Raw genomic sequence first — 22,483 nt, 5'->3', positions numbered from 1 at the left:
TCCATAGAAAATATTGTATTATCTATCTAATCCGAACTTCAAATCTCTTAGTACCACCATCACTTACCCGACTGATTGCTCCCTCTATTCGCCTTACTTATCCCGACAAGCCTCTGTCTGAAGCCTCCCCCTCACCCCACATACTCACTCTCCCGCCGCGACAACACCTGCCCGTGGCCCTTCGCCCCGACGATCTCGCCATTCTCCATGACCACCGTGCCGCGGGCAATCGTCATCACCGGCCAGCCGGTGACCTCGAAGCCTTCCCAGGGGGTGTAGTCGGAGCCGTGGTGGAGGATTTCCTGGCGGATGGTCTCCTGGCGGTTCGGATCCCAGAGCGCGATGTCCGCGTCGAAGCCGATGCCGATCGAGCCCTTGCGCGGGTAGAGCCCGTACATCTTGGCGTGGTTGGTGGACGATAGCTCGACGAATTTCTGCGGCGTGATGCGGCCCTTCGAGACGCCTCCGGAAAAGAGGATAGGCAGTCGTGTCTCGACGCCCGGGATGCCGTTCGGCACCCAGCGGAAGGAGGTCCTGCCCTTTTCGTTCAGCTTGCCGTCGGTCGCGTCGTAGCGGAAGGGGCAGTGGTCGGAGGAGAAGGTCTGGAACACGCCCTGGGTGATGCCTTCCCAGATCGCTTCCTGGCTTGCCGTATCGCGCGGCGGCGGCGAGCAGACGTATTTGGCGCCTTCCATGTTGAGGCCCTTCAGGTCCTCGGCCGTCAGCGTGATGTATTGCGGGCAGGTCTCGCCGTAGACCTTTAACCCCCGTTGCTGCGCCCAGCGGATCTGCTCCATGGCCTCGCGGCCGGACACGTGCACGACCATCATCGGCACGTCGATCAGTTCGGCGTGGCTGATCGCCCTATGGGTGGCTTCCCGCTCGATGACCTCGGGACGCGACACGGCGTGGTAATAGGGCTCCGTCTTGCCGGCGCTCTCCAGCCGTTCGGTCATGAACTTGATGGTGTCGTAGCCCTCGCAATGGACCATCACCAGGGCGCGCTCGTTGCGCGCCACCTCGAAGACTTCGAGCAACTGCCGGTCGTTCAGCACCAGATCGTCATAGGTCATGAAGACCTTGAAGGAGGTGTAGCCGTCCTTCACCAGCGCCGGCAGTTCCTGGCCGAGAACGGCAGGCGTCGGGTCGGAAATGATCAGGTGGAAGGAGGTATCGATATGGCATTCGCCTTCGGCCGTGCGCCGGTAGTCCTCGACCGACTGGCGCAGCGAGGTGCCCCGCTGCTGGAGCGCAAAGGGCATGATGCAGGTGTTGCCGCCGGCCGCAGCCGATGCGGTCGCGGAGGCAAAATCATCCGCCAGCGTGATGCCCGGTCCCTGCGGCTGGGCGACATGGACATGGCTGTCGATGCCGCCCGGCATGACATAGAGGCCGGTCGCATTGATCTCGCGGGTGGCGGGCCCGACCCGGTCGGCGATCACCGCGATCTTGTCCCCGGAGATGCCGATGTCCGCCTTGTAGATGTCGGTAGCGGTCACGATCGTGCCGCCGCGAATGGCGAGATCCAATGTCATGGGCGGGGGTCCTTTGTGCTGGCGATTGCAGACGGAGCCTTGAGCCGGATCAGGGCGTCAGCCCGGCGCAGCGCGCCGTGTTGCGGATGTGGGTTTCCATCTCGTGGCGGGCGGCGGGGCCGTCGTTGGCCCTGAGCGCAGTGATGATGCGGCGGTGTTCGGCAATCGACTGACCCATGCGCTCCGGGTCGGTGATCGGGATCGGCTGGCGCTGCGTCTCCGTCACCTGGTCCCGCACCGTCTGGTAGAGCGCCTTCAGCATCGAATTGGAGCAGGCGGAGACGATGGTTCCGTGGAAGAGCAGGTCGGCCTCGACATTGGTGACGAGATCCTGGCTGGCCCAGGCCTCTTCCATCGTCCTGGTCGCCGTCTCCATGCCGTCCAGCTGCACCTGGGTCAGGCGGCCGGCCGAGAGCCGCGCGATCTCGCCTTCCAGCAGGATCCGGGTCTGGAATACGTCGAAGGCGGGGTAGCTGTCGGAGTAGCGCCAGGGCGCCATGTGGCCATTCTCGCTCCGGCTCCCCGCGTCCACGACGTAGGTCCCCCGACCCGCCTCCGTCTTCAGGAGCCCGAGCGTCTCCAGCGTCAGCAGCGCTTCCCGCAGGGAGGCCCGGCTGATCCCGAACTTCTGGGAGAACTCCCGCTGCGACGGGATCTTCTCGCCGGCCTTCAGGGTGCCGGTCTGGATCATCGTCTGGATCTCCCGCGCCACCGACTGTGGGACGAGCGTCTTGTTCAACATAGCATTCCCGCCTCAGATGCCGACGTCCGGCGCCCTATCCTATTTTTTCGGTTCCCATCTTGCCAAGCAGAAACCGCCGTGGTTGTCTGGCCTACTGGTCTGACCAGTCGGACCAAATGTAGATTGAGTTATGTTCAAAAAACAAGGGGAACCTCATGACACGCGCATCCACACTCAAGACAGCATTGATCGCGGGCCTCGTCGGCCTGCTCGGAACCACCGCCCTCCAGGCCGCGGATCTCAACGTCGGCGCCAACATCGGCAATGTGCCCTGGGAGTTCCAGGACGCCAGCGGCAAGGTCACCGGCTTCGAGGTCGATCTCGTCAACGAGATCGCCGGGCGTCTCGGCAAGACCGTCGAATTCGTCAACACGCCGTTCAACGGCCTGTTCTCGGCCGTTCAATCGGGCCGCATCAACATGGCGATCTCCTCGATCACCATCACCGAGAAACGGCTGGAATCGGTGTCCTTCGCGCAGCCCTACTACGACAGCGACCAGTCTCTGACGGTCACCGCGAGCTCCGGGATCACCGGCCTTTCCGGCATGAACGGCAAGGTCGTCAGCGTCGACACCGGCTCCACCGGCGACATGTGGGCGGAAGCGCACACCGCCGAGCACAGCTTCGGCGAGATCCGCCGCTACGAGGGCCTACAGCCGGCCATGCTCGATCTCGTCGCAGGTCGCGTCGACGGCTATATCTCGGACATTCCGGCGCTCCTCTACTACGTCAAGGACAAGCCGGAGCTGAAGGTGGTCGAGCGCATCCCGACCGGCGAGAAGTATTCGATCATGTTCAACAAGGGCGATCCGCTGGCCGAAGAGGTCAATGCGGTGATCACGACGCTGAAGGAAGAAGGCTTCATCGCAGAGCTGCATGAAACCTGGTTCGGCGCCAAGGCCGAGGATACGACCTCGACCGTCACCGTTCTCGACATGCCGAAGGGCAAGTAAGGCTTGAACTGCATCCGGCGGGGCAAGCCTGCGCCGCCGGACTGCCAAGGGAGCCTCAACGGCATGAACCTGATCAATACCTTCTTCAACGTGCAGGTGCTGACCGACAGCCTGCCGCAACTCCTGCGGGGGCTGCTGGTGACGCTGCAGATCGGCGTGACCAGCATACTCATCGGCCTCGCCGGCGGCCTGTTCCTGGCTGTCGCCCGGCTTTATGCGCCGACCTTTGCAAAACTCCTGATCCGCGGCTACGTCGACATCTTCCGCTCGATCCCGCTGCTGGTGCTGCTGATCGTCGTCTATTATGCCCTGCCCTTCGTCGGCATCCGCCTGTCGCCCTTCTTCTCGGCGGTGACGGCGCTGTCGCTCGTCTCGGCCGCCTACACCGCGGAAATCTTTCGCGCCGGCATCGAGGCCATTCCGCACGGTCAGTTCGAGGCCTCCGAGGCGCTCGGCCTCTCCAACAGGCACACGATGATCGACGTAATCCTGCCGCAGGCGATCCGCATCGTCATTCCGCCGCTCACCAACAACTGCATCAACGTGATGAAGGATACGGCACTTGCCTCCGTGGTCGCCATGCCGGACCTCTTGAAGCAGGCGACCCAGGCGCAGGCGCTGTCGGCCAATCCGACGCCGCTGATCGGGGCGGCGCTGATCTACATCGCACTGCTCTGGCCGATGGTGGCTGTCGTTGCCCGCCTCGAAAAGCACTTCAGTCGGGGGAAACGCTGATGGATACGCAAGCCAATTCCCTCATTTCCGTCCGCGGGCTGACGAAGGCCTATGGCAATTTCACCGTCCTGCACGGCATCGACCTCGATATTGCCGAAGGCGAGGTCGTCTGCGTCATCGGCCCGTCCGGATCGGGCAAATCGACCCTGATCCGCTGCATCAACCATCTCGAGGCCTTTGCCGAGGAGAGCCGGATAAACGTCGACGGCACCCGCGTGCAGCCGGGACCGGCGCTGGCGAAAGTGCGCGCCGAGGTCGGCATGGTCTTTCAGTCCTTCAACCTCTTCCCGCACATGAGCGTGCTGAAGAACGTCATGCTGGCGCCGATGCGGGTGCGCAAGACCACGGTTGCGGAGGCCGAACGCAAGGCACGCGAGCTTCTCGCCCGCGTCGGCATCTCCGAACAGGCGGAGAAATATCCCGGCCAGCTCTCCGGAGGCCAGCAGCAGCGCGTGGCGATTGCCCGGGCGCTGGCCATGGAGCCGCGGGTGCTGCTCTTCGACGAGCCGACCTCGGCGCTCGATCCGGAGATGGTGGGCGAGGTGCTCGACGTCATGCGCAAGCTTGCCGGCACCGGCGTCACCATGGTGATCGTCACCCATGAAATGGGTTTTGCCCGCCAGGTCGCCGACCGGGTGATCTTCATGGACGGCGGCCGCCTGGTGGAAATCGGGACGCCGGCGGAGATCTTCGACACACCCAGGCAAGAACGGACGCGCGGCTTCCTGCGCGCGGTCCTCAATCACTGAACAAGAAAAACACATCGGAGGACAAACAGTATGGCCACCAATTCGCCGCTCGACCTCGACTTCGTCCGCAGCCAGTTTCCAGGCCTCAACCGCGGCTGGACACTCTTCGACAATGCCGGCGGATCGCAGATCCTGAAGCCCGCGCTCGACCGCATCAACAGTTTCCTGATCGAGAAGAACGTCCAGATCGGCGGCTCCTACGAAGTGTCGCAGGCCGCTGCCAGCGCGCTGTACGAAGCCCGCACTGCCGCCATGCATCTCGTCAATGCCAGCCGCCCCGAAGAGATCGTCTTCGGCAATTCGACAACGGCGCTGCTGCAGAATCTCGCGCGCGCCATGCACAGTCAGCTTTCGGAAGGCGACGAGATCATCGTCACCGTGGCCGACCATGAATCCAATATCGGTCCCTGGGACCGGTTGCAGGAGCGCGGCGTCGTTCTCAAGGTCTGGCCGCTCAACAAGGAGACGATGGCGCTCGATCTTTCCGACCTGGCGCCGCTGATGAGCGAGCGCACGAAGCTCGTCTGCGTCACCCATTGCTCCAACCTGCTCGGCTCGATCAATCCGATCCGCGAGATCGCCGACTTCGTTCATGAGCGTGGCGCCAGGATCTGCGTCGATGCGGTCGCCTATGCGCCCCACCGGGCCGTTGACGTCCAGGCCTTCGACGTCGATTACTACGTCTTCAGCCTCTACAAGACCTATGGTCCGCACTACGCGCTGATGTACGGAAAATACGACCTGCTGCTCGAACTCGACCCGCTCTACCACTACTTCTACGGCAAGGACAAGGTGCCGGGCAAGCTGGAGCCGGGCAACCCCAACTACGAGCTGGCCTATTCGACATGCGGTATCGTCGACTATCTGGTGGCGCTCGGCGAACAGGCCGGCGAAACGGGCACGGTCCGCCAGAAGATCGAGGCCGCCTACAGCGCGATCACGGCACAGGAGAATGCTCTCGCCGACCGCCTCCTCGGCTACCTGCGGTCGCGCAACGACTGCCAGATCGTCGGACAGTCGCTGAACCGCGACAGCAGCCGCGTTCCGACCATCGCCTTCCGCTTCGACGGCCGCGAAGCCGGAGACATCTGCCGGGCGATGGACGAGGAGAAGATCGCCATCCGCTTCGGCGACTTCCACTCGCGGCGACTGGCGGAATATCTCGATCTCACGGACCGCGGCGGCATGCTGCGCGTCTCGATGGTGCACTACAATACGATCGACGAGGTGGACCGCATGACGGCAGCACTCGACAGGATCCTGGCGACCGAAACCGGGGTCGCCAGGGCGAGCTGAGGGCAACCCTGTCCCGATGACCAACGCACCGTAAAGCGAGCGAAAACGGCGCCTAGAGGCGCCGTTTTCCGTTTTGGAGACCGGGAAGGATCCGCCGTCGCGTGCTAGTCGAGAAGTTCGCGCAGACGGATCGCCAGTTCCTTCGCCGTATAGGGCTTCTTCAGCCAGCTGCCGGAAAAGGCCAGTTCGCGGCCGGCGATCTCCGGTTCGGCATAGCCCGAGGTGAACAGAACCTTGATATGCGGATGTTCGGCACGGACGATTTCGGCCAATTCGTCACCGGTCATGCCGCCGGGCATCACGACGTCGGTGAACAACAGCGCGATGTCATTGTTCTCCCGCAGCTTCGCCAGCGCCTGTGCGCCATTGTCGGCCTCGATGACCTCGTAGCCGAGATCGGTCAGTCGGGCGACGGCGACGCGGCGTACGCGCGCGTCGTCCTCCACCGTCAGGATCTTTTCCGAACCGCCGGGAAGCAGTCTGGCGCCGGAGGCGGTGCTCTCGGAGGTCACGGCGGTATCGACGGCGTGCTGGATGGCGGGCAGGAAGATCCGCACGCTCGTCCCCTGGCCCGCCTCGCTGTAGAGCTGGACATGGCCGCCGGACTGCTTGGCGAAGCCATAGACCATGCTCAGGCCAAGGCCGGTGCCCGCTCCTACACCCTTCGTCGTGAAAAACGGCTCGAATGCCCGCTGCTGCACCTCGGCGGGCATTCCCTCGCCATTGTCGCTGACGCTGACGAGTACGAATTCGCCGGTTCTCACATGCGGATACATCTGGGCGTAATCCACATCCAGGGTCACCCGCGAGATCTCGATCGACAGACGACCGCCTCGTGGCATGGCGTCGCGAGCGTTGAGCGTCAGGTTCAGGATCGCGTTCTGCAGCTGCGATCCATCGACCAGCGCCTCGTTGGTGGCGCCGGTGATCACGGTACGCAGCTCGATCATCTCGCCCACCGTCCGCCGCAGGAGATCCGAGAAGCCGGAGACGAGTTGGCCGACATCGACGATCTTCGGGTTCAGCGCCTGCCGGCGGCCAAAGGCGAGCAACTGGCTGGTCAGCTTGGCGCCGTCGTCGGCAGCGCCCTGGGCTTCGCGCAGCATGGTCAGCAGTCGCTCGTCGGAGATCTTGCTCTCGATCATCTCGAGATTGCCGCTGATGACCGTCAGCAGATTGTTGAAGTCATGGGCAAGCCCCCCGGTCAGTTGGCCGATGGCTTCCATCTTCTGCGACTGGCGCAGTTCTTCCTCGATCTTGTGGCGGCTCGTCAGGTCGCGGACGAAGCCGGTGAAGATCCGCTTGCCGTTCACCCTGGTCTCGCCGACGGAAAGTTCCATGGGGAAAAGCGTGCCGTCCTTGCGCTGCCCGGTCACCACCCGGCCGTAGCCGATGATGCGCCGCTCTCCCGTCGCGACATAGCGCTCCAGATAGCCATCATGCTTTTCACGATCCGGCGACGGCATCAGGAGCCTGACGTTGCCGCCTTGAACCTCGTCTTCCGTATAGCCGAACAGCCGCTCGGCAGCCGCGCTGAAGGAACTGATCTGACCGGCCTCATCGATGACGATCATCGAATCAGGGACGGTATCGAGAATGGAGCGCAGATGCGCCTCCCGTTCCGCCAGATTGTTTTCAGCCGCCTTCATGTTCGTCACATCGTTGTTCATCTGAATGATCATCGGCCGCTCTTCGCCGCTTGTCTGCACAGCGACCCAGCGGGTCGCGACGAAGATCGAGTGGCCTTGCTTGTGGCGATGAACGACTTCGCCTTCCCAGATCCCCGTGGTCTGCACCTGAGCGCGAACCTCTTCGCGGGGCTGGGGAAAGCGTGTCTGAAGCAGGTCGTGCAGAACCTTGCCGACGGCCTCTTCCCGACGCCAGCCGTAGAGAGCCTCACAACCCTCCGTCCAGTGGGTCACGACACCATTCCAGGCGTGAACGATCAGGTTTGCGTGGTCCAGGAGCCGAAGTGCTGCGTCCAGGTCGCTAGCCTCTGCCTTCTGGAGCGCGGGCTCTTCATTCATCGTCATGTCCATAAACGCAGATACCAGGCTAGTGCCGGCGGAGCTCCTCGCGAGAGGCATTCGTCATCCGCCAGTCGATTTCGCATTCATCGCCGTCTCCGGCCAATTGTGCAAGCAGGCCGCGGCGCAGAATTTCAACAGCATGCCGTCCCGAAGGTCGCAGGACGCCCTTGTTCACAAGCTTGGTCATCGTCCGAGAGACCGTCTCGATCGTGAGACCCAGATAATCGGCAATGTCGAGCCTTGTCATCGGCAGCTGCACGATGGCTTTCAGTCCGCCGGCGCGCATTTCCCTCTGCAACTCCTTCAGGAGGAAGCTGCAGAGACGCTCTTCAGCGTTCTTCGTCGACAGGAGAACCATCTGGTCCTGGGCCGCGGCCATCTCGTCCGACATCTGGTGGAAGACGGCCGGGCGGATGTCGTCGGAGCTGGCGAGTTCGATTTCGAATGCTCTGCGCGACAGGCGACGGATTGTGACGGTGTTGATGGCTTCGGCGGTGTAGATGTAATGGCTCTTGAAGGAGATGCCGAGTAAGTCTCCGGCATTCAGGAACCCGGTGATGACGCGCCGTCCGTCCGGCAGTATCCGAACGATGCGCAGCGTGCCCTCGACAACCTCGAAGATGGATTTCGCCTCGTCACCCTCGAAGAACAGGATCTGGCCCGAAACGAAATTCTCGGCCGGCTGCCTGGCAAACAGGGAGTGCAGGCTTACCGGCGTCACCTGCGAAGGCGCGATGGCCGGGCGGGATCTCGTCGTGCTTTCCATCAACATGTCAGCCTCCATTTCTTGATGGTGGCAATTGACCCTGCGGCCGTAACACGCGAATGGTTTGACTGTGATAATGGGTGCAATCGTGTAACAGTCCGTAACACCCCAGATCCCACAGGCTCATGACCCCGGATACCAGCAACAGCGTCCATCTCCTCGTCGTCGATGACGATCTGCGTATTCGCAACCTACTGGCGCGATACTTTGAGAACGAAGGCTATCGCGTGAGCTGCGCCGGCGACGGACGCGAGATGCGGCTGAGCATGAAGCAGACGGACTTCGACGCGATCCTTCTCGACCTGTCGCTGCCCGGCGGGCAGGACGGTCTGGATCTGGCCCGAGAGATCCGGGCGCAGTCCGACGTGCCGATCATGATGCTGACCGGCCGCGACGATGTCGTCGACAGGATCGTCGGCCTCGAGATCGGCGCCGACGACTACATTGCCAAGCCGTTTCACCTGCGGGAAGTGCATGCACGGCTCAAATCGATCCTCCGGCGGCGGGGCCGAGGTTCGTCCGCACCGAGCGAGTCCCAAAAGGAAGACGGCATCCGCTTCGACGGCTGGACCCTCAACCTCACCAGGCGGGTCCTGCAGGACCCCTCGGGGCAGGAGGTGGAACTCACCACCGGCGAATTCGACATGCTGGCCGTTTTCGTCGCACATGCCGGTCGGGTCCTGACCCGCGAACAACTGATGGACCTGACGCGCGGACGCCAGCTGGAGGCGTTCGACCGGGCCGTCGATGCGCAAATCGTACGGTTGCGGCGCAAGATCGAGACAGACGCCAAGCGACCGCAGTTGGTCAAATCCGTCAGGGGTGTCGGCTATGTGTTTACCGGTACCATCTCGCGGATCTAAGTGTCTGGCTTCGCCTATTCGACGCTGTATATCCGGCCAAAACCCACATCCGGTAAGGTCTCCGGGTGTTCGAGAACGTGAATGCCTGCAGGTGCCGAGTTCCAGATATGGATCATCCGGCATCCTTCTTTCTCTGCAGCACGCCGTGCGAAGGTAATGATCTCCCGACTGACGCCGCTCTCGTCGATCAGGCTGATGGTCGCAAAGACCGGCACGTCGAGCAGATCGCCGAGAAGCGGGTGCCTGACGCGCGTCATCCTGAAGATGCCGCGGATGTAGCCGCGCGCGTCCTTGGCGGCCGCCCATTGTCTTCGCTGCAGCTCCGTAGCGGTCAGTCGCCTCCACGTCTCCAGATCAAGCGTCGGAACCATGATCTGCATGACCGCAAAGGCCCGGATCACATCCCTGTGGCTCAGATTCTCGATCTCGTAGTGGAAAACCATGGACAGTTCCGAATTGTGCAGACTTCCCGTCTTTGGTGGTCTGAGGCCCTGAATCTGGAGAGACTAGCTCTCGCTGTCCGGTCCGCATTGACGCCGGTCAAAACGCCGTTGCGGGACATGAGCGCGATCATGCGATCGCGGGGTCAGCCTGCAACCGGCTTCCCATCGCGGAATGCTGCATCCCCGTGCTCGTAGAGCGTGAAGACGTCCTCGCGTCGGCAGAGTTCGGTGCCGGGGCTCATCACGGTTGCCGCGCCGGCCGCCACTCCCAGCCGGAAGGCGTCCTCCAGCGGATAGCCGTTGGTCAGCGCCCAGACCATGCCGCCGACGAAGCTGTCGCCGGCACCGACCGTCGAACCGACCGGCACGGCAAAGGACGGCACCTTGATGGCGCCTTCTTCGGTGACCAGCAAGGCGCCCTCCCGCGCCATGGAAATGCAGACGTATTTGACGGCGCCCTGGCCAATCAGTTCCTGGGCGGCGGCCACCGCGCCCTTCTCGTCCAGGCTGCGTCCGACGATGTCCTCGAGTTCGTCGAGGCTCGGCTTGATCATGAAGAGGCCGCCGACCTTCAGCGCCTCCGCCAGCGCCTCGCCGGATGCATCCAGAATGAAGCGGGTGTCCTTGGCGGCGCAGATGCGCGCCATCTCGCCATAGGCGTTCTTCGGCAGACCACGGGGAAGGCTGCCACTGACGATGATGTAGTCCGCAGTCGCCTGCGCCAGGAAACGCAGGGCCTCGTCATACTCCTCATGGCTGACCACCGGCCCCTCCGGTACGAAACGATACTCCTGCCCGGTCTCCGTTTCCTTGACCATGAAGGCGACGCGGATCGCGCCCTCGATAGGGATCGTGTGCAGGTTGACCGGCAGCTGGCGGACGGCATCCAGGAAGACCTCCCCCGTTGCGCCACCGGACATGACCAGGAGATCCGGGCGGTCGCCCAGCACCGCCACGACCCGGGCGACGTTGACGCCGCCACCGCCGATGTTCTGGCGCTGGTTGCGGATGCGCACCTTCTTCGTCGGAACGACGCGATCCGTTTCGTTGGCGAGATCTATCGAGGGATTGAGGGCGACGCAGAGGATGGAAGCCATGTCTTCTCGAACCTTTTGTTTCTACACGTTCGGTCGCAGGTGGAGATCCGTGAGGCACGGACAATCAGCATGATATGGATCGGGAAACAAGAAAGGCAGCCCCATCAACTGTCAGATCAGGCGCTCCATCTCATCTGCGAGCCGACGAGCGTGACCATATCGTTGCGGCGCAGCAGCAAGTTGACATAGCGCAAATCGTCTCGACGGCGTAGGATGTCCTTCGCGGCCGCCGACGAGGGACAGGGCGGCGAGATGGATCGACGGCGCGCATGCTTCTTCTCAGCGCCACAGCCTGGAAATATTGTTGTCGCAATGTCTGAGTACCCTGCGTGAAAATGGAGGTCACGACATGAAGTACGATCTTTCAATCTCTGAGGCCGTATCCGACCCTCTCATCGCCCTGATGCTGCGGGCTGACGGGATGGAGCCCAACGCCTTTGCAGAGATGCTGAGCCAGGCGGCGCGCGAGCAGCTTGACCAGAAGCTGTCGCGGCTTCGCGAGGAACGCGCCACGCGTTTCTACCAGGTGCTGTCCGCTGCCGAGACGGCCGGAACCAGCTGCAGCCACTGCTGACCGACAGCACCCTCCCGGGTCGGCGGGATCATGCCGTTGCCTTGAGCGTCACGAACTGCCGGCCACCTGCCAGCGCCACGAACTCGTCTGTCGTCTGCGGCTTGCCGAAATAGTATCCCTGCCCCTGCTGGCAGCCCAAACTGTGCAGCAGCTGCCATTCGGCCTCTTCCTCGACCCCCTCGCAAACCACCGCCATGCCAAGGCCGTCGGCCAATGACTTGACCGAGCGTACAATGGCCTGACTCGACGGGCTCGAGACGATGCCCCGCACGAAGCACTGGTCGATCTTGATCTTGTCGAACGGGAAGCGGGCGATGTAGCTGAGCGACGAATAGCCGGTGCCGAAGTCATCCAGCGCGGCAGCTATACCCAGCGACTTGAGTTCCTGTATCTCTTCGAGAAGCCGTTCAGGATCCAGGAGGAAGGTCGATTCCGTTACCTCGATATGGAGCCTGTGGGGCTCCAGTCCGGAGATGGCCAGCGCCTCGCGGACATCCGCGCAGAGATCGCCCTTGGCGAACTGGACGGCAGATACGTTGACCGCAACGGTGAGGTGAGACGGCCATCTGGATGCTGCCGAACAAGCTTCCAGCAGAACCCACCTGCCCAGATCGCAGATGAAGCCGTTGGACTCGGCGACCTCGATGAACTGGAGGGGCGACACCAGTCCAAGCTCCGGATGTTTCCAGCGCACCAGAGCCTCGCTGCCGGTTATCTCCCCTGTGCCGAGGTCCACCTGCGGCTGGTAGAGAAGATAGAACTGGTTGTCCCGCAGCGCCGAGCGCATTTCCTGCTCCAGACGCATGCTGCGCGCCTGCGCGATCGCCGCCAGGGGTTCGTAGACATGCCAACCGGAGCCGCCGATCTTCTTTGCCTTGTCGAGGGCGAGCTCGGCAGCGTCGATCCAGCTTGCCGCATTGTCCAGTCCCTCGTTGGCAAGAGAGGCACCGATCCGGACGTCGACGTGAATTTTCGCGCTGCGGGCGTCGAAGTTCTTTTCGAACAGCGACAGGAGCGCCTGCGGCAGATCCGTGATGTCCGCGTCCGATGCGAGGGCCAGAGCCACACAGAAGACATCGCCGCTCAACCGCCCGACGAAGGCGTGGTCCGGGTCATGCGCGATGTCGCGGACGCCGGCCATCAGACGCCGCGCCACGGCATGCAGAAGCTGGTCGCCGGTTCCACGGCCAAAGGTCGAGTTGATCGTGGCAAAGCGGTGCAGGTCGACCGCGGCCACGGCCATGGTCATGCCTTCGTTGACGCTCTGATTGACACGGTTGATGAGTTCGCGCCGGTTGAAAACGCCTGTGAGATCGTCCAGCTGGGCCAGCCTGCGAAGCTTGTCCTCGTAGATCCTGCGGGCCGTGACATCGCGGACGGTGATGCAGGCGACGAAGGATCTGGACGTCCTCCCCCGGGCCGTCAGGTCTTCGATCCTGGAGAGCGTCATGGACGCCTCGAGATGACGGGACTGTCCGTCGCTGTCCACCGTTAACTCTTCATGGACAGCAGGAAGGAGCTTCTCCTCTTTACCACTGGCCTCGATCAGGCGGTCAAGCGCCTGATTGATCTCTGGCGGCCCTATCAGACGGAAATCCCCGCCTCGCTTCAACTCGTGACGCGGCCCGAAAAACGTCGCCGCCGCCCGGCTCTGGTCCAGGATCTTGCCGTCGCCATCGACGATGATCACTGCATCGATACTATCGCTGATGACGCGCTTCAGGATCCTTCGGCTGTTGCGCTTCTCGGCTGTCGCGATCTCGGCAAGCCAGGCGCTCAGGCCGATCTTTTCCATCAGGAAGACTACGAGCGCCGCGATCAGCATGAGGTGGAGCGTGGCCGAGGGCAGCAGCAGCGAGTACTCCTTCTGCAGGAGGTAGCCGGCGGCTTCGACGCAGACAACGAATGCAGCGGCACTGGCGATGACAGGCACCATGCGCTGTTCGCGCAGCTTCGGCGAGCTGGCCAGGATCACAAAGGCCAGTGCCAGACCGAGCGGCCAGGCGGGAAAGCGCTCCGGCACCCTTCCCTGCACCAGGGTTTCTGCCGCCAGGATGTGGAGCATGGGGCCGCTCAGGATGCCATAGATCGGCACCGGAAACAGATCCTTCAGTTCCGTTGCATAGGCGCCCACTACGACCGACCGGCCGGCCAGGAAGCCCGGCTCCACGCGGCCCTGCAGCAGATCGGCGACGGAGACGGCAGCGATGGTTTCGGGTCGAATGGAAAAATCGACTGCCAGTTCCGGCACTCCCGGATCCGCTACTCCGGACAGGACCACCGCTGCAGAGGCAAGCGGATCGCCATCGAGCGTGACGCTGGTGTCGAGGCTCCGGAACAGGCCATTCGGATCCAGGGCGACATTGGCGGCAACCAGCCAGGCCTTTTTCGCCAGATCATCGATCGGCCGGGTTACCGAAACCGCCGCAGCATCACTCACGTGCTGATGCTGTTCGAAAACAGGAAGCATGACGCCTCCGGCGCGTTCGAGCGCATCTGCGAGTTTCTGGTCCTCCTGCGGAGAAGAGGGCGTGCTGAAATCGATGTCCAGGAAGATGTCGCCGGCACCACCTTCAGCCAGGGCATCGATGATCGCCGCATGGACCGACCGGGGCCAGGGCCAGGTCCCCACCTGATCCAGGCTTTCCTTGTCGATGGCCACGAAAACAAACTTGTCTGAGGCGCTGCGGGGGGCAAGTTCTGCCCGCAGGTCGAACAGCTGCTCGTCAAGCTGCTGAACCAATCTGGAGGCAGGCAGCGCAAACGGCATCAACAGCAGTGCGGCGGCCGCCACCAGCCGCGCTATTGCTCGGCGCGGCTGTTCGATCATGATCAACGGGCGAAGCAGAGACCTCAGGACACCATCCTCCCGGCACTGCTTGGGCGACGTGGATGCTTAGTCATCATCATCATCGTCGCCATCGTCATCACCATCGTCGTCGTCGCCGTCATTGCCGTCGTCGTCACCGTTGCCGCCGCCGCCGCCATTATTGCCGCCGCTTCCAACGTTGCCGTTGCCTTGGCCACTGCCGGCATTGCCATTCCCGCCGCCTTGAGCATTTCCATTGTTGTTGCCCTGGCCGTTTCCGGCGTTGGCATGGCCCGCGCCATTGCCGTTGCCATTGCCATTGCCGTGGTTGCTATTGGCCTGGCCTCCATCACTAGGTCCGGCGCCTGCGCCATTTCCACGGTTGTCGTGTGCACGCTCGCTGCTTTCGCCATCAACGCCATTGCTGCTGGCGCCGTCGGAGCTGTCACCACGGCTATTGGCCTGACCCGTGAACCCGCTCAGCCCCATTCCGGCTCCGATCGGCGCTTGCTGGCCAACGGCGCGAACCGCCGCCCGCGTCGGTTCCACGGAAGAGACTGAGGGTGCAGAAACGTTGCCCGCGACGGTCATGGTCTGCGACTGGTCCACCATGGCCTGCTGACCCGGGCCGACATCGGTGCTCTGTCCTCCAGTGAAGGACGAGACCTGGACCAGCCCGCGATCAACCGACACTGAGGCGTTCCGCTCTGTCACGGTGACGGTGAAACTCGTGCCCTTGACGACAGCGGCCAGGAAGGGCGTGTGTACATACGTATGGGGGCTGCTTCGCTTTTCGACATCGAGCGCGATTTGCCCCTTCTGCTGCACGACCTCGGTTTTGCGCGACAAGAGGCCGTCGCGGGTGATCAGGGCAGCAAGGGTCCTGGGCTCAAATGATATCCGTTCCACACCCCTGGCCAAAGTCAGGCGGCCGCGAGGGCCGGTGGATATCCAGGCGCTGTTGGGAACGATCAGGCCGGCCTGGACCGGGAACCACGTCCTCTTGTCGACGGTGAAGTTTACTCCTGCCGTGACTTTCTCGACCTGCCAATCCGCGGCGATCGCGGCAAGGGAGGAGAAACACACGACAAGGGCAGCGGCGACGATCTGGCGCAACAGGCTGAGCATGAGACTTTCTCCCTTTCATGCCCACCAAATCACTCGCTAATTAAGATATTCTTCAATTAGCGAGCGCCTTTGCAAAGAATCCGTCTCCTCTGCCTCTCCTCGATCAGAAATTCGCCGAGACGAGCCTCTGGCGGATTGCCTGCAGCTCGCCACCCTTCCGTTCGACGAGGGACTGCTCCCAGGCGAGGGCAGTCTTCAGGATAACTTGCAGGTCGTCATGGCGGGGCACCCAACCCAGGCGGTCGCGCACCAGGGTAGAGTTTGCCACGACGCTTGCCGCATCGCCTGGCCGGCGCGGACGATAATTGATCTCGAACGCATTGCCGCCGAGCTGCGTCACGGTTTCCAGCACTTCCAGCACCGAATAGCCCCTGCCGTAGCCACAGTTGGCGATCAGAGCTTCACCACCCTGCCTCAGGTAGCTGAGCGCCATGAGATGGGCGTTCACGAGGTCGCTGACGTGGATGTAGTCGCGCACGCCCGTACCGTCGGACGTCGGGTAGTCCGTGCCGTAGACGTCGACACCGGCGCGCTGTCCGAGGGCGGCTTCGCAGGCGATCTTGATCAGGTGCGTGGCGCCGTCGGTCGACAGGCCGGTCCGTCCTTTCGGATCGGCTCCGGCGACATTGAAATAGCGAAGGGCGACGAAGCGGAAATCATGCGCCGCGGCGGCATCCTTCAGCATCAGTTCCGACATCAGCTTCGACTGGCCGTAGGGGTTCTTCGGCAAGGTCGGCGCCGTCTCGATCACCGGCGTGTCATCCGCGACATCGCCGTAGACGGCAGCCGTGGAGGAGAAGACGAGATTGCGGATACCGGCTTCCACAGCGGCCGCTGCCAGAAGACGGGTGTTGCTGGTGTTGTTCTCGTAATATTCGAGCGGATGAGCGAGCGACTGCGGCACGACGATCGAGCCCGCAAAGTGCAGGATGGCGTCGATGTCGTTTTCTGCGAAGATCTGCGCCAGAAGGTCGCGATTCCCGACGTTGCCCAGGTAGAAACGGGCCGCCGGCGGCACCGCCCAGCGAAACCCGGTGGAGAGCCTGTCGAGGACCACAACGTCTTCGCCGGCATCCAGCAGAGCCCAAGCCATGTGGCTTCCGATATATCCGGCACCACCGGTGACAAGAACGGCCATTTCGATACTCCCTGCTTTCGTTTGTTAGCAGGAAGCGAAACACTGTTCCCCTTCATCAATGCTTACCTGGAGGGGCAGGCGACGGGGTATATTGCGAGCCAAGGCTAAGGCCCGAAAAACGGTTTTGCTAAAGTTTTAGCTATGCTTCACTCTGGCTCACAGCTTGAGGACATAGTCGGCCAGCCGGGTGGCGGCTTCCTGGACCTGCTGCGGGTTGCGCAGGAAGCAGGCCCGCAGGAAAACTTCACCGCCGGGACCGAAGGCGGAGCCCGGCGCCAGCGCCACCTGGACCTTGTCGACGATGTCGAGTGCGGCCGCCCGGCTGTCGGTGATGCCGTCGACCTTCAGGAAGGCGTAGAGCGCGCCCTCCGGCTTCAGGGTCTCGACGCGGTTGGTGGCGATCAGCGTGTCGCACAGGATGTCGCGTGAGACCTTCGCGCGCTCGATGTTCTCGCGGACGAAGTCGTCGCCTTGGTCGAGCGCCACCACCCCGCCGCGCTGCATGAATTGTGCGACTCCGGAATTGGAATACTGGATGAGGTTCTCGATCACCTGACCAATCTCGGGCGGCGCCACAAGCCACCCGAGCCGCCAGCCGGTCATCGACCAGTTCTTCGAGAAGGAGTTGGCAAAGATCACCCGGTCTCCCTCTTCCATGACATCCAGGAACGAAGGGGCCCGCATTTCCTTGCCGTAGTAGTAGAGCGCATAGATCTCGTCGGCGATGATCCACAGCCCGTGCCGGCGCGACAGTTGAAGAATGGCGGCCAGTTCCTCGCGCGAGGCAGTCCAGCCGGTTGGGTTCGACGGCGTGTTGATGAAGAGCGCCCGCGTCCGGGGCGTGATCAGGGACTCCAGCTTCTGCAGGTCGAGCGACCAGCCCCCGTCGACGAAATCGAGCGGCAGGACCACGGGCTTGGCGCCGCCGATTTCCACCGAGGCAACGATATTGGGCCAGGACGGAGAGAGATAGATGAGCTCGTCGCCCGGGTTGGTCAGCGCCTGAACGGCCAGCATGATGGCATGCATGCCGGAGCCTGTGACATAGAAGTGATCGCTCGACAGCGTCTTTTCGAAGTGCCGGGCATAGTAGCGCGACAGCGCCTCGCGCAGTTCCGGAATGCCGCGCTGCCAGGTGTAGAACGTCTCGCCCGCCAGGAGCGCCTGGCTGGCCGCCTGGTTGACGAAGTCGGGAGACGGCAGGTCGCCTTCGCCAGCCCAGAGCGGAATGAGACCCTCCTGGCCGCGCGCATAGGTGATCACTTCAACGATGCCGCTTTCGGGTGCGGAAAGGGCGCGGGGGCTAAGGCTGCTCAGGATGGACATTCGATTCACTCTCCGGCTGATGTCCACTCATAGCCCACCATCCCCACGCAATCCCATGAGATTCCGTGAGGATGATATTGATTTGCGTGATGGGACGCCTTTAGCGGGCTTTCAGGAGATCGCGGATCTCCGTCAGGAGCTGGACGTCGGCCGGCGGCGGCGCGGCGGGCACGGCGGCGTCCGGCTTCTTCTCTTCAGCGATACGAATGCGGTTTACCGCCTTCACCATCAGGAAGATGATCCAGGCGAGGATGACGAAGTTCAAAATGACGGTGATGAAGCTGCCGTAGGCAAAGACGGCGCCCTGCTCTCGCGCCGCGGCAAGGGTCGGCGCCGTGACGGTCGACGATAGGCCAAGGAAATAATCGGAAAAATCGAGACCGCCTATGATGGAGCCGATGACTGGCATGATGATGTCGTTCACCAGCGAATTGACGATACCGGTAAAGGCACCGCCGATAATGATGCCGACGGCGAGGTCGATGACATTGCCCTTCGCAATGAACGAGCGAAATTCCGTAACTACCGACATGTTTGACCCCTTTGATCCTTCACGGCCGCGCGTTGCGCACGGAAATTTTTCGGGTGCGGGCTGCAGCACCACAACATCTTGGACTTTATGCCAAGTCCGTCGCGATTTCCAAGCAGATGCTTTTGCTCTATCGTCATCAAGCACTTGCCCCGGAGCGGAGGAGACATGGTTCCCGGCTGGCTGATCTTCCTGGCGGCATTCGGCTATATTCTGCTTCTGTTTGCGGTCGCCAGTTATGGCGACCGCCGGAGCCGTCGCTTTGGCGTGCCCGAAGGCGGCAGGCCTGTCGTCTATGCCCTCAGCCTTGCCATCTACTGCACCTCCTGGACCTATTTCGGCGGCGTCGGGCTGGCGTCGCAGCGGGGCCTGGAATTCACCGGCATCTACATCGGTCCGATCCTCGCCTTCACCCTCGGCATGCCGATCATCCGGCGGATCGTCGAACTGGCGAAGGCGGAGAAGCTGACCTCTGTGGCCGATTTCCTCGCCGCCCGCTACGGCAAGAACTCCACGGTGGCGATGATCGTCGCGGTGATTTCGCTGATCGGCGCCATCCCCTATATCGCGCTCCAGTTGAAAGCCGTCTCGAGTTCGGTCGCGGCCATGGTCGATGCCTCGGCCTACGGGATCGGCAGCGGAAATCTCTACTTCATCGACCTTGCCCTGATCGTCACCCTGCTGATGGCCTGCTTTGCCGTCATCTTCGGGACGCGCCATACGGATGCCACCGAGCATCAGGATGGCCTGATCCTGGCGGTCGCTATGGAATCGGTCGTCAAGCTCGTCGCCTTCGCGACGGTCGGGATCGCCGTCATGTTCGTCCTCTACGACGGGCCGTCGGACCTATTGTCGCGTGCCTCGGACAATCTGTTCGTCACGTCGGCGATGTCCTACGAGACGCCAATCAGCCGGTGGCTGATGCTGATCGGCCTCTCGGCCTTCGCGATCATCATGCTGCCGCGGCAGTTCCACGTCACGGTGGTGGAGAACCGGACGCCGCGTGAACTGCGAATGGCAGCCTACCTGCTGCCGCTCTACCTCGTCGCCATCAATCTCTTCGTTATGCCGATCGCTATGGCCGGCCTCATCTCGTTCGGCGGCACAGGCAACGCCGATCTTTACGTGCTGATGCTGCCGCTTGACAACGAGATGCCGCTGGTGACGCTGATTGCCTTCATCGGAGGCTTTTCCGCCGCGACTGCCATGGTGATCGTCGCTTCGGTAGCGCTGTCGATCATGGTCTCCAACGACATCGTCATGCCGGTGCTGCTGCGGCGCAAGCTGATGCGACGCTCCGTCCACCGAGCGGACTTCACCAAGACACTCCTGCGGGTGCGCCGCATGTCGATCATCATCGTGCTGATGCTCGGCTATGCCTACTATCGGGCGGCTGATAGCGAGACCGGCCTCGCCTCGATCGGGCTCCTTTCGTTTGCCGCCATTGCACAGATCGCACCGAGTATGATCGGAGGGCTGGTGTGGCGGCGGGCCAATGCCAGGGGCGCCATTCTCGGCATGGCGCTCGGCTTCCTCGCCTGGGCCTACCTGCTTTTTGTCCCGAGCCTGGGCGGTCCGAACAACGTTCATCTGGCGGGTGCCATTCTCCACTTCCTCTTCCCCGGCACGGCACTGTTCAATGGCGAGTCGGATCCTCTCGTCACCGCCACCCTCTTCAGCCTCGTGCTCAATAGTCTCGCCTTCGTGCTGGGGTCGCTGTCGCGCAATCCGAAGCCCGTTGAGCGTATCCAGGCCGGCATCTTCGTGAAGCGCCATCGAAGAGCGCAATTTGCTACGCGCGGCTGGAAGAGCCGGGTCAGCGTCGGCGACCTGAAAACGACAATCGCCCGCTATCTCGGCGAGGAACGGATGGAGCGCTCCTTCGACAACTATGCGCGCGGCAGTGGCCGGCCGCTGGAAGAGGACCAGCCGGCGGACATGGCCCTGATCCATTATTCCGAGCAGTTGCTGGGCAGCGCCATCGGTTCATCATCCGCGCGGCTCGTGCTGTCGCTCATCCTGCAGAAGGCGGAGGATGCCAATTCCGATACCGTCTGGCTGCTGGACCAGGCGAGCGAGGCGCTGCAGTACAATCAGGACATGCTCCAGACGGCACTTTCCCAGATGGACCAGGGGATCGCTGTCTTCGACAGCTCCTATTGCCTGACCATCTGGAACCGGCGGTTCCGCAATCTTCTCGACCTTCCCGAACAGGTAGGCCAGGTCGGCTATCCGCTTTCGGACATCATCTCCATCCTGGTGGAGCGGGGTGATATCGGTGCCGAAGATCGTGCCGATGTGGTCCAGCAGTTCCAGACCCTCGACGAACCCTTCCCGCTGGTCCTGAGCGGCGGCAAGCGGATCATCGAGGTGCGCTCCAACGCCATGCCGGACAAGGGGATCGTCGCGACCCTGACCGACATCACCGAACGGGTGGCCGCCGATCGGGCGCTGAAGCAGGCGAATGAGACGCTGGAACAGCGGGTGGAAGAACGCACGGCGGAACTGACGCGGGTCAACCGCGAACTCGCCGAAGCCCGGGCCTCCGCAGAAGAGGCCAATCTCGGCAAGACCCGCTTCTTTGCCGCCGCGGGACACGACATCCTGCAGCCGTTGAATGCCGCGCGCCTCTACTCGTCTGCCCTGGTCGAACGGCTCGGCGCCTCCGAAAACAGCGCGCTGGTGCGCAACATCGATTCCGCCCTGGAGTCGGTCGAGGCGATCCTCGGCGCCGTGCTCGATATCTCCCGCCTCGATACCGGCGCCATGAAACCGCGCATGACCTCAATTGCGCTCGACGACCTCCTGCGGCGGATCGAGACCGACTTTGCCCCCATGGCGCGCGAGAAGAACCTCAAGTTCACGGTGGTCCCCAGCTCGCTGCGCATCCGCTCCGACGTCAACCTGCTGCGCCGGCTGGTGCAGAACCTGGTATCCAACGCGATCAAGTACACGATCAACGGCAAGATCGTCATCGGCGCCCGGCGCCGTGGTGACCAAGTGATCATCGAGGTGCTGGATTCGGGCATCGGCATTCCCGCCGCGAAATTTCGAACGGTGTTCAAGGAGTTCGCGCGTCTCGACGAAGGCGCGCGAACAGCAGCGGGGCTCGGCCTCGGGCTGTCGATCGTCGACCGCATATCACGGGTGCTGAACCATCCCGTCGAGCTCTCTTCGGTCCCGGGCAAAGGCACCATCTTCAGGGTCCGCGTGCCGCGCGACCTCGCTTCTTCTCAAACCGCGAAACTGTCGGAACAGCCGGAGCGGCGGCGCCGGTCACAGCCGCTTAACGGGCTGAGGGTGCTCTGCATCGACAACGAGCCGAAGATCCTGGAGGGCATGAGCCTGCTCGTCTCAGGCTGGGGCTGCACCGTCGGTCAGGTGACATCGCTTGCCGGAATCGAAACCATCGCTGCTGCAAAGGAGCCGCCACCGGAGGTCATCGTTGCCGATTTTCATCTCGGCGACGGCAACGGCGTGGAGGCGATCGTCCGGCTTCGGCAGCTCTATCAGGCCGAGATCCCGGCGCTTCTGCTGACAGCCGATCGGACGCCGGAAGTGCGAGCGGAAGCAGAGCGTTATGACATCGCAGTGCAGCATAAACCGGTACGCCCAGCGGCTCTTCGGGCCTATCTGACGCAGGTCGCCGGCATCAAGAAAATAGCTGCGGAATAGCTTTCGTCATTCATCCACCAGTCATCCAGCCTCGCCTAGGAAGCAAGGCGCGCGACGCATTTGCGGAACCCACCCGCTCATCCTGCGTTATGGCG

The 22,483-nt window shown here is 62.7% G+C and carries 18 protein-coding genes; 7 read left to right on the top strand and 11 right to left on the bottom strand.

All coding sequences use genetic code 11. The annotated features are described in order from the left end of the window. Positions 1–131: 131 nt before the first annotated feature. A complete protein-coding gene (gene hydA, locus M1E10_RS10860) occupies positions 132–1,535 on the bottom strand; it encodes an amidohydrolase family protein (protein WP_499176357.1) in 1,404 nt (467 codons plus the stop codon). A 49-nt stretch (positions 1,536–1,584) separates the two neighbouring features. After that, on the bottom strand, positions 1,585–2,277 hold the full coding sequence (locus M1E10_RS10855) for a FadR/GntR family transcriptional regulator (RefSeq protein ID WP_499176356.1): 693 nt from the start codon (positions 2,275–2,277) through the stop codon (positions 1,585–1,587). A gap of 155 nt (positions 2,278–2,432) precedes the next feature. Here M1E10_RS10855 and M1E10_RS10850 point away from each other — a divergent pair, with 155 nt between their 5' ends. The 4 genes from M1E10_RS10850 to M1E10_RS10835 all read left to right on the top strand — a co-directional run bounded on the left by M1E10_RS10850 (position 2,433) and on the right by M1E10_RS10835 (position 6,010). Then, positions 2,433–3,230, top strand: coding sequence for an ABC transporter substrate-binding protein (locus tag M1E10_RS10850; RefSeq protein WP_499176355.1), 798 nt, complete (start codon positions 2,433–2,435; stop codon positions 3,228–3,230). Positions 3,231–3,293: 63 nt separating this feature from the next. Continuing rightward, positions 3,294–3,965 carry an amino acid ABC transporter permease gene (locus M1E10_RS10845; RefSeq protein WP_499176354.1) on the top strand — a complete coding sequence of 224 codons (672 nt, stop codon included), beginning with the start codon at positions 3,294–3,296 and terminating at the stop codon, positions 3,963–3,965. After that, on the top strand, positions 3,965–4,714 hold the full coding sequence (locus M1E10_RS10840) for an amino acid ABC transporter ATP-binding protein (protein ID WP_499176353.1): 750 nt from the start codon (positions 3,965–3,967) through the stop codon (positions 4,712–4,714). Before M1E10_RS10845 ends, M1E10_RS10840 begins: the two co-directional genes overlap by 1 nt. A gap of 30 nt (positions 4,715–4,744) precedes the next feature. Further along, the gene (locus tag M1E10_RS10835) at positions 4,745–6,010 is read left to right on the top strand and encodes a PLP-dependent aminotransferase family protein (RefSeq protein ID WP_499176352.1); all 1,266 of its coding nucleotides are present in this window, start codon (positions 4,745–4,747) and stop codon (positions 6,008–6,010) included. A 104-nt stretch (positions 6,011–6,114) separates the two neighbouring features. Here the strand turns inward: M1E10_RS10835 and M1E10_RS10830 are convergent, their stop codons facing one another. Beyond that, positions 6,115–8,037, bottom strand: a complete 1,923-nt coding sequence (locus tag M1E10_RS10830; RefSeq protein ID WP_499176351.1) for a PAS domain-containing hybrid sensor histidine kinase/response regulator family protein — start codon at positions 8,035–8,037, stop codon at positions 6,115–6,117. 28 nt (positions 8,038–8,065) lie between these two features. Beyond that, entirely contained in the window at positions 8,066–8,812 is a 747-nt protein-coding gene (locus M1E10_RS10825) for a helix-turn-helix domain-containing protein (RefSeq protein WP_499176350.1), read from the bottom strand. A gap of 119 nt (positions 8,813–8,931) precedes the next feature. Between M1E10_RS10825 and M1E10_RS10820 the strand changes: the two genes are divergently transcribed. Then, positions 8,932–9,669 carry a response regulator transcription factor family protein gene (locus M1E10_RS10820; protein ID WP_499176349.1) on the top strand — a complete coding sequence of 246 codons (738 nt, stop codon included), beginning with the start codon at positions 8,932–8,934 and terminating at the stop codon, positions 9,667–9,669. Between the two features lie 14 nt (positions 9,670–9,683). On the opposite strand, the gene M1E10_RS10815 is transcribed toward M1E10_RS10820, so the two are convergent. Together M1E10_RS10815 and M1E10_RS10810 are read right to left on the bottom strand one after the other, a co-directional pair. Further along, on the bottom strand, positions 9,684–10,112 hold the full coding sequence (locus M1E10_RS10815; protein WP_499176348.1) for a hypothetical protein: 429 nt from the start codon (positions 10,110–10,112) through the stop codon (positions 9,684–9,686). A gap of 143 nt (positions 10,113–10,255) precedes the next feature. After that, complete coding sequence (locus tag M1E10_RS10810; RefSeq protein ID WP_499176347.1) at positions 10,256–11,209, bottom strand: 1-phosphofructokinase family hexose kinase; 954 nt, start codon at positions 11,207–11,209, stop codon at positions 10,256–10,258. Positions 11,210–11,558: 349 nt separating this feature from the next. Here M1E10_RS10810 and M1E10_RS10805 point away from each other — a divergent pair, with 349 nt between their 5' ends. Beyond that, complete coding sequence (locus M1E10_RS10805; RefSeq protein ID WP_499176346.1) at positions 11,559–11,783, top strand: hypothetical protein; 225 nt, start codon at positions 11,559–11,561, stop codon at positions 11,781–11,783. Positions 11,784–11,811: 28 nt separating this feature from the next. On the opposite strand, the gene M1E10_RS10800 is transcribed toward M1E10_RS10805, so the two are convergent. From M1E10_RS10800 to mscL, 5 genes are all read right to left on the bottom strand, one after another. Further along, positions 11,812–14,613: an EAL domain-containing protein gene (locus M1E10_RS10800; protein ID WP_499176345.1), complete on the bottom strand. Its 2,802-nt coding sequence runs from the start codon at positions 14,611–14,613 to the stop codon at positions 11,812–11,814. 66 nt (positions 14,614–14,679) lie between these two features. After that, on the bottom strand, positions 14,680–15,720 hold the full coding sequence (locus tag M1E10_RS10795) for a FecR family protein (RefSeq protein ID WP_499176344.1): 1,041 nt from the start codon (positions 15,718–15,720) through the stop codon (positions 14,680–14,682). 103 nt (positions 15,721–15,823) lie between these two features. Next, entirely contained in the window at positions 15,824–16,858 is a 1,035-nt protein-coding gene (gene galE, locus M1E10_RS10790; RefSeq protein WP_499176343.1) for an NAD-dependent epimerase/dehydratase family protein, read from the bottom strand. A gap of 156 nt (positions 16,859–17,014) precedes the next feature. Continuing rightward, entirely contained in the window at positions 17,015–18,184 is a 1,170-nt protein-coding gene (locus tag M1E10_RS10785; RefSeq protein WP_499176342.1) for a pyridoxal phosphate-dependent aminotransferase, read from the bottom strand. Positions 18,185–18,284: 100 nt separating this feature from the next. Continuing rightward, positions 18,285–18,716, bottom strand: coding sequence for a large-conductance mechanosensitive channel protein MscL (mscL, locus tag M1E10_RS10780; protein ID WP_499176341.1), 432 nt, complete (start codon positions 18,714–18,716; stop codon positions 18,285–18,287). A 165-nt stretch (positions 18,717–18,881) separates the two neighbouring features. Between mscL and M1E10_RS10775 the strand changes: the two genes are divergently transcribed. After that, positions 18,882–22,388 (top strand): PAS domain-containing hybrid sensor histidine kinase/response regulator, encoded by a 3,507-nt coding sequence (locus tag M1E10_RS10775; RefSeq protein WP_499176340.1) that lies wholly within the window; start codon positions 18,882–18,884, stop codon positions 22,386–22,388. The last annotated feature ends 95 nt before the right edge of the window (positions 22,389–22,483 follow it).

This window comes from Rhizobium sp. PK7-22, from assembly GCF_056530405.1.
This window is presented reverse-complemented; position numbering and strand designations above follow the sequence as displayed.

Bases quoted from the DNA above. Each gene is read 5' to 3' on its own strand.
- M1E10_RS10830 (WP_499176351.1), bottom strand. From the start codon at position 8,037: ATGAATGAAGAGCCCGCGCTCCAGAAGGCAGAGGCTAGCGACCTGGAC.
- M1E10_RS10820 (WP_499176349.1), top strand. From the start codon at position 8,932: ATGACCCCGGATACCAGCAACAGCGTCCATCTCCTCGTCGTCGATGAC.
- M1E10_RS10845 (WP_499176354.1), top strand. From the start codon at position 3,294: ATGAACCTGATCAATACCTTCTTCAACGTGCAGGTGCTGACCGACAGC.
- hydA (WP_499176357.1), bottom strand. From the start codon at position 1,535: ATGACATTGGATCTCGCCATTCGCGGCGGCACGATCGTGACCGCTACC.
- M1E10_RS10800 (WP_499176345.1), bottom strand. From the start codon at position 14,613: ATGATCGAACAGCCGCGCCGAGCAATAGCGCGGCTGGTGGCGGCCGCC.
- M1E10_RS10840 (WP_499176353.1), top strand. From the start codon at position 3,965: ATGGATACGCAAGCCAATTCCCTCATTTCCGTCCGCGGGCTGACGAAG.
- M1E10_RS10835 (WP_499176352.1), top strand. From the start codon at position 4,745: ATGGCCACCAATTCGCCGCTCGACCTCGACTTCGTCCGCAGCCAGTTT.
- M1E10_RS10815 (WP_499176348.1), bottom strand. From the start codon at position 10,112: ATGGTTTTCCACTACGAGATCGAGAATCTGAGCCACAGGGATGTGATC.
- M1E10_RS10825 (WP_499176350.1), bottom strand. From the start codon at position 8,812: ATGTTGATGGAAAGCACGACGAGATCCCGCCCGGCCATCGCGCCTTCG.
- M1E10_RS10805 (WP_499176346.1), top strand. From the start codon at position 11,559: ATGAAGTACGATCTTTCAATCTCTGAGGCCGTATCCGACCCTCTCATC.
- mscL (WP_499176341.1), bottom strand. From the start codon at position 18,716: ATGTCGGTAGTTACGGAATTTCGCTCGTTCATTGCGAAGGGCAATGTC.
- M1E10_RS10775 (WP_499176340.1), top strand. From the start codon at position 18,882: ATGGTTCCCGGCTGGCTGATCTTCCTGGCGGCATTCGGCTATATTCTG.
- M1E10_RS10795 (WP_499176344.1), bottom strand. From the start codon at position 15,720: ATGCTCAGCCTGTTGCGCCAGATCGTCGCCGCTGCCCTTGTCGTGTGT.
- M1E10_RS10785 (WP_499176342.1), bottom strand. From the start codon at position 18,184: ATGTCCATCCTGAGCAGCCTTAGCCCCCGCGCCCTTTCCGCACCCGAA.
- galE (WP_499176343.1), bottom strand. From the start codon at position 16,858: ATGGCCGTTCTTGTCACCGGTGGTGCCGGATATATCGGAAGCCACATG.
- M1E10_RS10855 (WP_499176356.1), bottom strand. From the start codon at position 2,277: ATGTTGAACAAGACGCTCGTCCCACAGTCGGTGGCGCGGGAGATCCAG.
- M1E10_RS10810 (WP_499176347.1), bottom strand. From the start codon at position 11,209: ATGGCTTCCATCCTCTGCGTCGCCCTCAATCCCTCGATAGATCTCGCC.
- M1E10_RS10850 (WP_499176355.1), top strand. From the start codon at position 2,433: ATGACACGCGCATCCACACTCAAGACAGCATTGATCGCGGGCCTCGTC.